This window comes from Thiorhodococcus mannitoliphagus (assembly GCF_010915725.1).
Classification (GTDB): domain Bacteria; phylum Pseudomonadota; class Gammaproteobacteria; order Chromatiales; family Chromatiaceae; genus Thiorhodococcus; species Thiorhodococcus mannitoliphagus.
Map to the genome: position 1 here is coordinate 1 of NZ_JAAIJR010000136.1, position 14,014 is coordinate 14,014.

Sequence of the window (14,014 nt, forward strand, 5' to 3'; positions counted from 1 at the left end):
GTCGGATCAGTGTCCGCTTTCAGCTCGGAATGCTGTCCGCTTTGACGTCGGATTGGTGTCCGGTTTGGATCGGAATAGGTGTCCGGATTCGGCCGGAATACTCAGCCGGCCGCCGCCCCGACACATTCGACCCAGCCGCCATTGTTGAGGAAGCAGAAGGCGGCGCAGGCCAGCATTGCCGCCAGCGTCGTCATCGCCGGCCCATAGCGCGGGGCTTCGCGTTCGATCGCATCGAGCTGGCGATTGACCTGGGCGTGGGTCACACCCGCCGGTGCATGCAATGCCAGGGTCTCCAGCGCGGCGATGCGCCCCGCATTGACGCTGATGGAGGGGATCGTTCCGACCAAGGTGTGGCTAAGCTCGCCTTGGACACAGGTCGCAATCACCGTATTGAGCGTCACCTCGGCATGGACCCCGTCCAGCCCCAGGGCGCGCCCAACCCTGCTCATTTCTTCCTTGACGCGAAAAGCCCCGGTACCGGCCGCGGCCATCAAAGTTCCCGCACGGACGACGGTGTGACACAGCGTGCCGAGCTCCGAGGAAACGGCGCTGCTCTTGTTCGTTGAATCCTTCACACTTGTTAGACTCTTGGGGTCAGGTCTCGCATTATAACAGCGTTGCTGATGAGTGCTCGTCGCTTGATGGCAAGAGCCCAAGGACTTGGACGAGAATGGGGCGCGTCGTTCGGGAGGGGGCGGCTAATATGGTGACCCTTTGGTTGCTGAGAGCCCCCGATCCCCTGTGTATCTCATCTGGCCGCGCCCGGGCCGATGGATTCGCCGCGCCGGTTGCGCGAATATGAGGAGTATCAATCCATAGCCGGAGACGCTCTATGGAGGCACTGAAGCTCAAGACCCTTGATGATTTGCTCTTGTCCCCGGATGAGCGCGTCGAACTGATCGGCGGGGAGATCGTGCGTCGGCCAATGGCGCGGTTTGCCCATGGTCGCGCGCAGAACCGCACGGCATTCACGCTCGGTCCTTTCGACCAGGGCGATGGCAGCGGCGGCTGGTGGCTCGCGACCGAGGTCAGCGTCGCCTACGAGGTCCACGAGTGCCCGTCGCACGACCTCGCCGGCTGGCGCCGCGAGCGGCTGCCGCGACTTCCCGACGGCGTCATCGACCTACCGCCGGATTGGGTCTGCGAGATCGTCTCGCCCGGGCACGAGAAGAAAGACACCCAGGTTCTGCCGCTGCTGCTCAAGCGCCATCGCGTGCCTTACTACTGGCTGATCTGGCCCGAGGAGCGGATGTTGGTCGCCCACATGCTCAGCGAAGGCGACTGGCGCACGATCGCGACGCTTAAAGGCAGAGACCGCGCCCGTATTCCACCCTTCGACGCCATCGAGCTGGATCTGGACGCCCTGCTTGGCGGCGGGTGATGCGACCGAGCACCGTGCCCGCTGAACTCAGTTTCTAGGCGCCGGACCGAAGTAGGATCCTTGAGGGCGCAAAATGCTTGCAGATGAGTCAAATTTCGATGAAGCGTCCGACCATCCAAGGCCGTCGGTATCGGGATCGGTGTCGCTATCGTCGGTCCGATACCGATCCCGATCCCGATGGGATGACTCGTCGGTCTGCAAGCTCTTGGGGTCAGGTCTCGTATTGTAACAGCGTTGCTGATGAGTGCTCGTCGCTTGATGGCAAGAGCCATTGGACTTGGATGAAAGGAGTGCGGTTCCAGGATCGATTTTCTTCATCGAAAAGCCGTTTTCGAGCCACGGGCATTGGTATCCTGCAGTGAACCCCATGGGACGAGACGGAGCACCGCGAGCATGAACGCAACCGACCAACCCTGGCGCATTCCCTATGGCGTGGCGGATTTCATCAAGCTGCGTGATCGCGGGCATTATTTTGTCGATAAGACCGCCTATCTTCCGCTGTTGGAGCAGGCCGGGGAGTTTCTGTTTCTGATCCGGCCGCGACGTTTCGGCAAGAGTCTGTTGCAGTCGGTGATGGAGTGCTACTACGACGCGCACTGGGTGGAGCGTTTCGATACGCTCTTTGCGGACACCTGGATCAGCGCGCATCCGACGCCGGAGAAGGGCCAGTATCTGACGCTGCGCTTCGATTTCTCGGCGGTGCGCTCCAGTCCGGCCTTGGTCGAGGAGTCGTTCGAGGCGCATATTCGTATTCTGCTCATCGATTTCTTCAAGCGCCATAAGGAACGCCTTGCGCCCGAGATCTCCGCGGCGGTGTTGAATGAACCCTCCGGCGCGCGACGCATCGAGCGATTGGCTGGGGAATTGCGCGAACTTGGGCTGTCGCTGTATCTGTTCATCGACGAATACGACAACTTCGCCAACAACATTTTGGTCAACGCGGGGCGGGAGGCTTATCGGGAGCTGACCCACAGCAGCGGGTTCTTTAGGGACTTCTTCGCGCTCCTGAAAGAAGCCGCTGGGCGCACTGGCAGCGGACTGGCGCGATTGTTTATCACAGGCGTCTCTCCCATTACGCTCGATGATGTGACCAGCGGGTTCAATATCGGAACCAATATCAGTCTGGAGCCGGAATTCAGTGCCTTGCTCGGTTTTACTCATGCGGAGCTGGAAACCCTATTCGCGGCCTTTGGGCAGGAATTCTCTGCTCATCGCGCGGTGATTGATGAGTGGTACAACCACTATCACTTTCATCCCTTGCGTCAAGAGCCCATCGTCAACAGCGACATGGCGCTCTATTACTTGCGCGCGCTGGTGCAGCGCAGTTTGCCGCCCGATGAGCTGATCGACCACAACGTGCGCATCGACTACGGCAAGCTGCGCCATCTGGTGCAGGTGGATCAGCGTCTGAGCGATCGGGAGCGGCTGGCGGATTCCGCTCGTCCCGAAACGCTCCCTCGACTGAACGGCAATTTCTCCCGTCTGCGCGCCATCATCGAATCCGGCGAGGTGGCCGCACAGGTACAGACCAGCTTCCCGGCCGAAGGCTTGTTGCGGCAGGACAATTTCATCTCCCTCATCTATTACCTGGGCCTGCTAAGCTTTGCCGGGGAGTGCGAGGGCCGGCCCTTGCTGAAGATCCCGAATCGCACGGTGCGTCAGTTGATGTATGGCTATCTGCGCGACGGCTATCAGGAAGCCGGTGTCTTTTCACCCAGCACCTACGACATCGCCGAGAAGCTCAACCACATGGCCTATCGCGGCGACTGGATGCCCTTCTTCGACTATCTCGCTGAGCAGATCGCGGCGCAGGCGAGCGTGCGGGATTTTCTGGCGGGGGAGAAGATGATTCAGGGCTTTCTGCTCGCCTGGTTGAATCTCTCACCTTACTTTCGGGTGTTTTCAGAGTCCGAGCAGGCCGGGGGCTTTGTCGATCTGTATCTGGCGCCCTTCTATTTCAAATTCCCCGATATGCGCCATGCCTATCTGATCGAGCTGAAGTACGTCAGCCGTGCGGAGGACAGCCCGGCTCAACGCGAGCGCCTGCTCGATGAGGCCCGCGCGCAGCTCAGGCGTTATGCCGGGGATGCACGCGTGCGCGACCCGCTGGGTGAGGCGCGGTTAAATGCACTGGTTCTGCTCTACAGCGGCTGGGAACTGGTGCATCGCGAGGCGCTGGACCTGGCGGCCACCTGAGTGCTGGCCTTTATTGTCGGCTGGAAAGTCGGGTTACGCTGCGCTAACCCGACTACGGATAGGGGACCCTGCCGCAGACCGCACTGTAACTGCCGCTGGGGGCACCGCCTTCAGCGCGATCACCGAGCCGGTCGCACGCCGCAGCGCCTGGCCGCGCAGGGTGCCGTCCACAGGGAATTGGGTAGTGTCTCGATAGAAAGGATGGTTGTCAGCGCCATCCCTTAGAAAGTGTCCATCAATTGTTTCCCGATCCGAGCGATGCCGCTCGAAATCCCCCCTTGCCCCCTTTTGCGAAAGGGGGGAAGTTGTTGATGGACAGTTCCTTAGCCCATGGGCATCGCTGCGCCTGCCTATTCTCGGGATCGCGGCACGACCAGATCTGTGGGCGATTTCTGTCAAAGCTCATCCCCGCTGACTTGTCTCGAGGCCCGCCTTGCGTGTCGCAGCGGCGGTCACAGAGCCCGGCTGATCTGTTTTGACCTGCAACGAGCCGTTCCGAAGGGGATTTCGGAACAGCTCTTGCTAAGAAAGTCAGGCTGCATGTCTGGACTCGACAAGAGATCTGAATCAGGTCAAACCATGATGTCTATGCTCTCCGAAGGCAAACCTCGATCCGGCGCTAGCTGTGATGAGATTTTTCGGCAATCGCCTTATCCTGAAATCACCTTAGGGCTCCAACACCAGGCACTTGTGACGTGAGCGATACCCAGGCCCAATTCATCGATGTCGACGAACTGCGCGTCGGCATGTACATCTATCTTGATCTCGGGTGGATCGGGCATCCCTTTGCCCTCAATAATTTCAAGATCGTCTCGGACGCTCAGATCGAGACGATACGTAGCCTGGGTCTGAAACGTCTGCGCTGGTCACCGGAACGCAGCGACCTGGAAACGCCTACCGCCGACACCTCGGCGGCCGACAGCACCCCGGCGGCCACCTCGCTCGCCGATGAGCGCCGCCAGGCCCTGCTCGCCCAGCGCTTGAGTCTGGAGCGTTGCGAGCGTGATTTCTCCGATGCCACGCGCGTCTTCCGCGACATCCTCAAGCTCGCGACGAGCCAGCCGGAGGCGGCGCGGGAGCGGGCCGAGACGATGGTCGGTGCCCTGGTCGACAAGCTTCTCGATCAAGGCGACTCCTTCATCCGTCTGATCTCGGAGCAGGCCGGGGAAAAATCGTCCCTGCACGCGATCAACGTGACCCTCATCTCGCTGCTGCTCGGCAAGAGTCTCGGGCTGGATGCCGCGACGCTCAATCAGCTCGGACTCGGCGCCCTGCTGCACGATATCGGCAAGATCGCCTTGCCGGAGCGCCTGCGCTGGCGCGACGAGGGCTTCAGTGCCGCCGAACGCAACCTCTTCCAACAACATGTCGCCAATGGGGTCGAACTGGCGGTGCGCATGGGTCTGGGGGCCGAGGCTGCCGCGATCATCGCCCAGCACCACGAATATGTCGACGGGAGCGGCTTCCCCCGGCGGTTAGAGGGTGAGGCGCTGACGCCTGGGGCTCGCATCGTGGGGCTGGTCAACCACTACGACATGCTCTGCAATCCGGCCAACCCGGTGGCGGCGATCACACCGCACCAGGCGTTGTCCTTGATGTTCGCCCACTCCAAGAAGAAGTTCGACGCCGCCATCCTCAGCGCCTTCATCCGCATGATGGGGGTCTATCCGCCCGGCTCGGTGGTCATGCTCACCAATGATCGGCATGCCTTGGTGGTCTCCGTCAACTCGTCGCGTCCATTGAAGCCGCGAGTACTCATCCATGACCCTCGGATACCGCGCGACGATGCCCTGGTGATCGATCTCGAGGACCAACCCGACCTCGGGATCCGCCAGAGCCTGAAGCCGATGCAACTGCCGCGCGCCGTCTTCGACTATCTCTCTCCGCGCCAGCGGATGTGCTATTTCTTCGAACGCGCGCGCGAACCGGGCTCACCGCGAGGAGCGCGATGAGCCGGATACGCAAGGCGTCGACCCAAGACGCGACCTCCGACGATGCCGGCATCGCCGGCTGCATCGACCTCTGGAAAGTGCTGATCGAGGGTTTGATCGAGGCGGTCTGGCTGGTTGATTCACTCGAGCTACGCATCGTCGCCGCCAACAGCGTGGCCGAGGATCTGCTCGGGATGTCGCGCGAAGACTTCGTCGGTCGGCCCGTGATCGACCTGGCCTTCACCCCGGAGGATGTCTTTTTCTGGGAGGACGTGGCCGCCGGGCGAGCCGACTCACTCTTGTCCGAGACCTTGCTGCGACGTCACGACAACAGCATGGTGACGGTCCTGCGCCGGGTCAGCCGGATGCAATGTAGCAATGGCGTCTCCTTCTATCTCGTGGGCATCGCCAACCAAAGCGAGCGTCGCGCGGTCGAGGCTGAACTGGAAAAGCTGGTCGCCGAGTTGCGCGCGACCCTGGAGTCGACCGCCGATGGCATCCTGGTCACCGATCTCGACGGGACGATCCGAGGTTTCAATCAACGTTTCGCCGAGATCTGGAATCTGCCCGAGACGCTCCTCACCGAGCGCAATGATGCCGGAATCTATGCTTGGCTGGCGAATGAAGTGCTCGATGCCGGCGAATATGCCGCGCGCATCAGAGCCATCTGCCAGGACCCTCTGCTGGAGGCATCGGACGTTCTGATGCTGCGCGGTGGGAAAGTCTTGGAACGGATGACCCTGCCGCAGTATGCGCGTGGTCATCCCATCGGCCGCGTCTACTCGTTTCGCGACATCACACAGCAACTGGCCGACGAAAAAGGTCTCAAGCTCGCCGCCCAGGTGTTCGAGGCCAGTCTCGATGCCATCTTCGTGACGGACGCGGCGTTTCGCATCGAGGCCGTCAATCCGGCTTGCGAGCGCATGACCGGCTGCCGCTCCTCCGAACTCAGCGGACAGACCCTCACCCAATCGCTCCATCGCTGGCTCGGCGATCACCCCCAGCGGGAGATCGAGGAGACACTGGCCCGCGATGGCTTCTGGCAAGGGGAGATCCTGCAACGCAAGAAGGATGGTGCCTCCTTTCCCTGCCTGGTCTCGCTGGTCCGGGTCTTGGACGCCGAGGGGGCGCCTTTTCACTATGTCGGCTTCGTCAAGGATCTGACCGAGGCGGAGGCGGCGCGTCAGCGCATCGAGCAACTCGCCTATACCGACGCCTTGACCGGTTTGCCAAACCGCATCCGTCTCACCGAGCGCATCGAGTTCGCGATCGGACTCGCCCGCCGTGAGCGAGGCACCTTCGCCGTGCTCTTCATCGACATCGATCGCTTCAAGCAGATCAACGACTCCCTGGGGCACATCTTCGGCGACCGTGTCTTGATCGAGGTCGCGCAACGCATCAAGCGCTGCCTGCGTCAGGTGGACACCACCGCCCGCCTCGGAGGTGATGAATTCGTCCTGCTGCTGCACCAGACCGACGGCTTTGGCGCGGAGCAGACCGCGCGGCGGCTGCTGGAGGCCATGGCCCAGCCCTTCGAGATCGACGAGATGAAGTTCTCGCTGACCGCTAGTATCGGCATCGCGCTCTATCCGGAAGATGGCGAGACCCTCGACGACCTGATCAAGAACGCCGACAGTGCCATGTACCATGTCAAGGAGCGCGGACGCGGCGACTTCCGGTTCTATCAGCGACAGATGAACGTCGGTCTTCTCACCCGCATGAAGATCGATCACGCGATGCGCGAGGCGCTCAATCGAAACCGTTTCCGTCTCGCCTACCAGCCGCAGGTCGATCTGCGCACCGGCCTCATGATCGGCGCCGAGGCCTTGCTGCGTTGGAAGGATGAGACCCTGGGTGAACTGTCGCCAGCCCAGTTCATCCCCATCGCGGAGGAGACCGGCTTCATCGTCGCCCTCGGTGACTGGGTCCTGCGCGAGGCCATCGATCAGGCCGAGCAGTGGCACGCCCAGGGCATCGCGCTGACGATGTCGGTGAACGTCTCGGCGGTCCAGTTCCAACAGGCGAATTTCATCGAGTCCGTCTCGCAAATCCTGTCGAGCAGCAGCCTGCCGCCTGGCCGGCTGGAACTGGAACTCACCGAGTCGATCCTGATCCAGAATGTCGACGACACCTTGAGCCGGCTCGACGCCCTGGTCGGTCTCGGGGTGCGGCTCGCGATCGACGATTTCGGGACCGGCTATTCCAGCCTCGCCTACTTGAAGCGCTTTCCGATCCACCGACTGAAGATCGACCGCTCCTTCGTGCGCGACATCCCGGACGACGACAGCGATGCCGCGATCGCCACGGCCGTGATCAATCTGGCGCGTGCGCTCAATCTGCGGGTGATCGCCGAGGGCGTCGAGAACGACACCCAGCGGCAATTCCTGCTGGACGCCGGCTGTGACGAGTTTCAGGGGTTTTTGTGTGCCCCAGCCCTGGAGCCCCCGCACTTTCTCGACCTATGGCAAGAGATCGGCCTCGCCGACGAACCGGCCCGATAGCAACCCCTGGAACCCGCCCGTTTCCGCCGTCCACTTGATTTCGCTCGCCGCCAATCACGGGGCGCCCGCGCATCTATCTCAAATCCCATCGATCACGGACCTGTTCCAGCGACCGAGTGACATCCGAGCTGGCGATGATCCTCCCGCCCATGCCTCTAGTGCATCACCGCGTACTCTTGGGGTCAGGTCTCGCATCATAGCAGCCTTGCTGATGAGTTCTCGCCGTTTGATGGCAAGAGCCCTTGGACTTGGGCGAAAGCGGGACGCCTCGTTCGGGAGGGGCGGTGATATCAAGATCGATTTTTCCGGCTTGATCTCTACCACGGAGGAAGTCTCGCACGGCATTTGCGCTCAGAGCGCCGGTGGTGGCGCCGAGACCACGCAGGGCGCGTCTCTGAATGGATGCCGAACATCCCGAGGAGATCTTCACGTTGTTACTTGAGGAGACGTTGGCGGGAGTTGCGAATGCATTGCTCCAACGCAAGCTTGGTGGCATCGACCTCGACCCCACAACTGGCCTGCGGGGCGAAGAATGGCTTCAGGCGTGTCTGTAGACGTATCCGAATAGATCAGTTCAATGCCAGAGGATTGAATCATGTGCAGTGATATCTCGGCGCCAGGGCAGGCGACGCAAACCTCACTGAAGTCACTGGAAGCCCTGGTGGAGGCTATCCCCTGCGTGTTGTACCAGTTCCGGGTCCACGCCGACGGTGCCTGGCAGTTCTGCTATCTCAGCGCTGTTGTTGAAACGCTGTTTGAAATTTCCGTCGAAGAGGCTTACGCCGACCACAACGCACTGACCCGTTGCATCCTGCCTGAAGATCGTTCAGCACACCGAGCCTCCATCAGGCAGGCGACTCGAAATCTGACGCTTTGGGACCATGAGCACCGAATCCGGACACCGAGTGGACGCATCAAATGGGTGCGCGGCCGGGCCGTCCCAAGACCCGAGCCCGATGGGGGTGTCCTCTGGAGCGGCACCCTAACAGACATCACCCAGCACAAAGAAAAGGTGCAACAGCTCCACCGCAGTGAGGCCCGATATAGTGCGATCGTCGAGGGGCAGACCGATCTCGTTTGCCGATTCCTGCCCGATCGAACCCTAACGTTCGTCAATCAAGCCTACTGTGACTATTTCGGGCAAGGGCGAGACGTCCTGCTGAGTCAGGATTTCATAGGGCTGGTGCCTGAGGGTGAGCATCCCTTCGTTGGCGCCAAAATAGCGGAGTGTAACGCCCAACATCCGATCAATATCTACGAACACCGCGTGCGTCGGGCCGACGGCGAGGTTCGTTGGGTGCAATGGACAGATCAGGCGATCTTGGATGAGCGCGGCCTGCTGGTCGAGTTGCAGTCCGTTGGCCGCGACGTGACGGTGCAGCGCCAGACTGAAGCGGCGTTGCGCGCAAGCGAAACGCGCTTCAGACAGCTCTTCAACGCCATGGATACGGGTTTCGCGCTACACGAACTGATTCTCGACGATCGAGGACAGCCGTTTGATTACCGCTTTGTCGGTGTCAATCCCGCATTCGAGCGGCTCACTGGCTTGAGTGCCTCGGCGGTGATCGGTAGAACCATCAGAGAGGTGTTGCCGGATATCGAACCCGTGTGGATCGAAACCTATGCTCAGGTGGCGATGACCGGTATGCCCAGCAACTTCGAGCACTATACCAAGACGCTCGATAAGACCTTTGGGGTTCATGCCTATTGTCCTCAGGTAGGTCAGTTTGCCTGCTTGTTCGCCGATATCAGTGAACGCAAGCGTTTGGAAGCGAGCTTAGTTGAGCTTGCAACCAAGGATGATTTGACCGGACTGGCCAACCGACGCCATTTCATGTCGCGCCTCGCGGAAGAACTTGCTCGACTGAAGCGTCATGACGGCCATCAGGCCGCCCTGCTGATGCTCGACTTGGACCACTTCAAGCAGATCAACGATACCTTCGGTCACAGTCAGGGCGATGTGGTTCTTCGTCAGTGCGCAACGCTGATGCGCACCGTGCTCCGCATCAACGATCAAATCGGGCGCATCGGCGGCGAGGAGTTTGTGATCCTCCTTCCCGATACGGATCCAGCAGCGGCCCGTATCTTTGCCGAGCGTCTGCGGGCGACTATCGAGCAGACGCCTGTCGAACAACCCAAGGGTCCGGCCATCAGGGTCACGATTAGCATTGGGGTCGCTGAGCTACGCAGTCAGGATACCTCGATCGATGACGCCCTCACTCGCGCCGACGCGGCGCTCTATCAGGCCAAGAACAGCGGTCGTAATCGGGTGTCGGTCGCGCAGGGTTAGCCCATGCTCGCTCTGATTTCGACAGTGCGCCGCCTGGTCCTCTTGGTAGCCTCAGAGGCGATCGCGAAAGCGGTGTGCGGCGCCTTTGTCTCCAGCCTGCGATCTCCTGGTAGGGATTCGATTCTGACTCGTACAACACCTTGGGCACGGAGGCTGACTCCGCATTTGATGGCGCCGCGAAGCGCTGGCGCATCACCCTAAAGACAAATAAAATCAATCAGGTACATCGATTGCATGGTCTAGTGGTCTGGGTTCCGCGCCGATCACTGCCGACAGTTCGGCCCGGCATTGTCGATTCTCGCTAAGGATATGATTGCTATGGTTGACTTGACCACGTCTTCATCCGCGCCCGAAGCCGCGAGCCTGGATTCCCTGATGCCCCACATGCCCCAGGTTAGGGCATACAGCACCAATTTGGACGCCCTAGCCGAGCGCTGGAACCTGCTGACCCTGCTCGGACAGATGAGCAACATCGGCATGGACATGACCGAGACGCGCGAGGGGTTCCAGAATCTCACCAGGGAGCTGTTGCACCATCTGGGGACCGAGAACCTCAAGAAGACCGTCGCCGAGATGCAGGCCAAGGCCCAGGTCGCCGTCGATATCGTGATCCGCAACCTCTTCGAACGTACGGCCGATATCGGCTTTCTGGCCACGGATGACGATTTCCGCGACTTCATTGCGGCGCTCGCGGTCGACGCGGGTGATGGCTCTGGTGAGGATGGCAGCGATCAGAAAGAAGTCATCAAGTCCCGCTTTCGCGAATATGTCGCCAAGTACTCGGTCTACGACAATATTGTACTGCTGAGTCCAGCCGGCCAGGTGCTTGCCCAACTCGACGACGAGAACCCGGTGAGCCAGTCACGCGATCCGCTGATCCGCGAGGCCATCGAAACCAGTCAAGACTATGTCGAGGTCTATCGCGCCTCTGACCTCGACCCGCGCCGCGAGCGCAGCCTGATCTACGCCTACCGCATCACCGAGAACAACTCACCCAAGTCGCAGGTGCTCGGCGTGCTGTGCCTGATGTTTCGCTTCGAAGACGAAATGGCCGGTGTCTTCCAGCATCTCATCACCGCAGACGATTGGGAGGTGCTGATGCTGCTAGACCGTGACGGACACGTCATTGCCAGCAGCGACGAGCATCACATCCCAGTCGGTGCGCGCATGCGTCCGGATACCGAAACGCCATACCGTATCGCACGCTTTGCCGGACGCGAGTACCTGGCGACCACCCGTGCTACCCAGGGCTATCAGGGCTACGCCGGTCCGGGTTGGCTCGGTCATGTGATGGTGCCGCTCAGCTACGCCTTCGAGAAAGACCTGGAAGGCAGCGCGAATCAGATCGACGACTCTATTCTCGACGCCGTGATGCGCCGCTCGAATCTTTTCTCGGATGCCTTGCGAAAGATTCCGCGTCAAGCCGACAAAATCCAGAAAGAGCTTGATGTCACGGTATGGAACGGCAATGTGCGCATCGCCAACACCAAATCGGGCGAGAACAGCTTTTCCAAGACCCTGCTCGGGGAAATCAGCAAGACCGGCGCACGCACCAAGGAGGTGTTCGAGGAGTCCATCGGCAATCTGAACCAGACCGTGGTGTCCTCCATTTTGGCCGATGTGCAGTTCCGCGCCTCGCTCGCCATCGACATCATGGACCGCAACCTCTACGAGCGTGCCAATGACTGCCGCTGGTGGGCGCTGACCTCCTATTTCCGCAAGCACCTGCTCGACGATCACATCAGCGACGAGCAGCGCGGCACCTTCGAGGCCATTCTGAGCTACATCAACAATCTCTACACCGTCTATACCAATCTGTTTCTGTACGACCGGCTTGGCACCATTGTCGCCGTCTCCAACCCGGATTTCCGCCAGGCCATCGGCACCAAGCTCGGCGAGTCCTGGGTGATGGAAACCCTGGCCATCCGCGACTCCCAGATCTACAGCGTCTCCCCCTTCACGCGCACCTGGCTCTACAACGACCGCCACACCTATATCTATGGCGCCTCGGTCACGGCCATCGACAATCCGCAGCAGATCGTTGGCGGCATTGGTATCGTCTTCGACTCCGAGCCCCAGTTCGCGGCCATGTTGCGCGATGCCTTACCAAAGAGCGAGCGCGGCGATGTGCGCGAGGGCTGCTTTGCCGTCTTCACCGACCCTGATCGGCAGGTCATCGCCTCCACTCACGGCCAACTCGCACCTGGCGATAGCCTCGAGCTTGACCCTGAGTTCTTCGCGCTCAAGCCCGGTGCCGAGGTGTCTAATATTGTCGAATATCAGGGTGCCTATTTCGTCGTCGGCGCGCGGGCCTCGCGCGGCTATCGCGAATACAAAAGCACCGGCGATCACTATCGCAACGACGTGATCGCGCTGGTGTTCATGAAGATCGGCAGCGTCGCTGACACCAAGATCGCGCCGACCGGCGAGGGCCAGGCGAGCGATCAGGCCCGTCGCGAACGCCCCAGCTATCCGCAGCCCTCGGGCAACGAGCCGACCACCGATATTTCCACCTTCATGATCGGTGGGCGACTGTTCGGGGTCGAGTCCTGCGACGTGATCTGCTCGATCAACGACCAGCAAGTCACCCCGCTGGTGTGCTCCAATCCGGGCTTTATCGGTGTCTTCTCCTATGCCGGCCATACGGTCGGCGTCATTTCACTGAACGAAATGCTTGGCCTCGAGGATCGCCTCTACAACCCGGAGCGCGACGGCCTGCTGCTGCTCAAGGTCAAGCCGCGCGCTGATGTTCAGGAGGGCGAGGGTATTCTCGGCATCGTGATCGACCGCATCATGGACAGCCCCGAGATCCCCAATCGCAGCATCGCTGGCTACAGCTCCGAGTTGGCTGGCAAGTCCGTGCTGACCAAGGCGGTGGTGCGGCCTGACTCCGGCAAAGAACGTTCGGCGATGCTGTCGATTCTAGATGTCGAAGGACTCGACAACCGGGTGCTCAAGGCTCGGGGCGCTGGCTCAGGCAATGGTCACGGCCAGCATGTTCCATTGTTGGGGCGCGATGAGAAGGGGCACTGATCGGCACGCCTAACGCCCACCATCCGCCTTGGTGGATCCCCCATCCATAGGCAAGGACCCGCCGCAGAGGCGATGGATCAAGCTATCGCTTACCGCTCATAAGGTGATCGCCGGAAAAGCTCATATTCGGGGCACGCTCTCCTATCAAGGGCTCGACCTCGATGCCACCGAGCGAAACCTTTCGCCGTTACGGGGCCTGGCCGGAATGCGGCTCTCACCGAGTCAGCAACCATTGCCAGGTTACCCAGGTCTCCGATTGCAAGCTCCAGTGCCTCCGCGCCTGATACTCTGATACCGGCTAGACTCTTCCCATGCACCATCCTATTGACCAGCTGTGCAGGGTGCGCATCGCGCACTGCTTGCTATCGCCGAAACCGCCATGTTCCCGATAGCAACGCGGCAGTTCGATCCGGGGGGGCTTTCATCCGGGTGGTGTCCGTGCCGTTTGAGAGTAGGGAGGCACTGCCGGGCGACCGCAAATGCCCCTGTGGATCGGCTTCACAATTGGGATAAACTGTCCGCGGTAGAGTCGGCTTAGGTCCAATACCGTTCAATGGGCTTTCCGAATTCGTGGCCAAGTGTCAAGCTCGATTTCATGAAATCTTAACCTGATCAAGAGGCTACGGTGATCAACCTGCACCAGGAGACAGCTGCGGTGGCCGCATGGCCAACGGACGAACGC

At 60.8% G+C, this 14,014-nt stretch carries 7 protein-coding genes; 6 read left to right on the plus strand and 1 reads right to left on the minus strand.

Features of this window, described 5'->3' with window-relative positions; translation table 11 throughout:
- Positions 1 to 101: 101 nt before the first annotated feature.
- Positions 102 to 575 carry a threonine/serine exporter family protein gene (locus G3480_RS21770; RefSeq protein WP_338114199.1) on the minus strand — a complete coding sequence of 158 codons (474 nt, stop codon included), beginning with the start codon at positions 573 to 575 and terminating at the stop codon, positions 102 to 104.
- A gap of 257 nt (positions 576 to 832) precedes the next feature.
- On the opposite strand from G3480_RS21770, the gene G3480_RS21775 reads away from it, so the two are divergent.
- The 6 genes from G3480_RS21775 to G3480_RS21800 all read left to right on the plus strand — a co-directional run bounded on the left by G3480_RS21775 (position 833) and on the right by G3480_RS21800 (position 13,332).
- Positions 833 to 1,381: a Uma2 family endonuclease gene (locus tag G3480_RS21775; RefSeq protein ID WP_164656018.1), complete on the plus strand. Its 549-nt coding sequence runs from the start codon at positions 833 to 835 to the stop codon at positions 1,379 to 1,381.
- A gap of 393 nt (positions 1,382 to 1,774) precedes the next feature.
- Complete coding sequence (locus G3480_RS21780; protein WP_164656020.1) at positions 1,775 to 3,577, plus strand: AAA family ATPase; 1,803 nt, start codon at positions 1,775 to 1,777, stop codon at positions 3,575 to 3,577.
- 695 nt (positions 3,578 to 4,272) lie between these two features.
- Positions 4,273 to 5,529, plus strand: coding sequence for an HD domain-containing phosphohydrolase (locus tag G3480_RS21785; protein ID WP_164656022.1), 1,257 nt, complete (start codon positions 4,273 to 4,275; stop codon positions 5,527 to 5,529).
- Entirely contained in the window at positions 5,526 to 8,009 is a 2,484-nt protein-coding gene (locus G3480_RS21790; RefSeq protein WP_164656024.1) for an EAL domain-containing protein, read from the plus strand. The genes G3480_RS21785 and G3480_RS21790 overlap by 4 nt, the downstream gene beginning before the upstream one ends.
- 595 nt (positions 8,010 to 8,604) lie before the next feature.
- A complete protein-coding gene (locus G3480_RS21795; protein ID WP_164656026.1) occupies positions 8,605 to 10,299 on the plus strand; it encodes a sensor domain-containing diguanylate cyclase in 1,695 nt (564 codons plus the stop codon).
- A 318-nt stretch (positions 10,300 to 10,617) separates the two neighbouring features.
- Entirely contained in the window at positions 10,618 to 13,332 is a 2,715-nt protein-coding gene (locus G3480_RS21800) for a chemotaxis protein CheW (protein WP_164656028.1), read from the plus strand.
- The last annotated feature ends 682 nt before the right edge of the window (positions 13,333 to 14,014 follow it).

Bases quoted from the DNA above. Each gene is read 5' to 3' on its own strand.
- G3480_RS21775 (WP_164656018.1), top strand. From the start codon at position 833: ATGGAGGCACTGAAGCTCAAGACCCTTGATGATTTGCTCTTGTCCCCG.
- G3480_RS21780 (WP_164656020.1), top strand. From the start codon at position 1,775: ATGAACGCAACCGACCAACCCTGGCGCATTCCCTATGGCGTGGCGGAT.
- G3480_RS21790 (WP_164656024.1), top strand. From the start codon at position 5,526: ATGAGCCGGATACGCAAGGCGTCGACCCAAGACGCGACCTCCGACGAT.
- G3480_RS21795 (WP_164656026.1), top strand. From the start codon at position 8,605: ATGTGCAGTGATATCTCGGCGCCAGGGCAGGCGACGCAAACCTCACTG.
- G3480_RS21800 (WP_164656028.1), top strand. From the start codon at position 10,618: ATGGTTGACTTGACCACGTCTTCATCCGCGCCCGAAGCCGCGAGCCTG.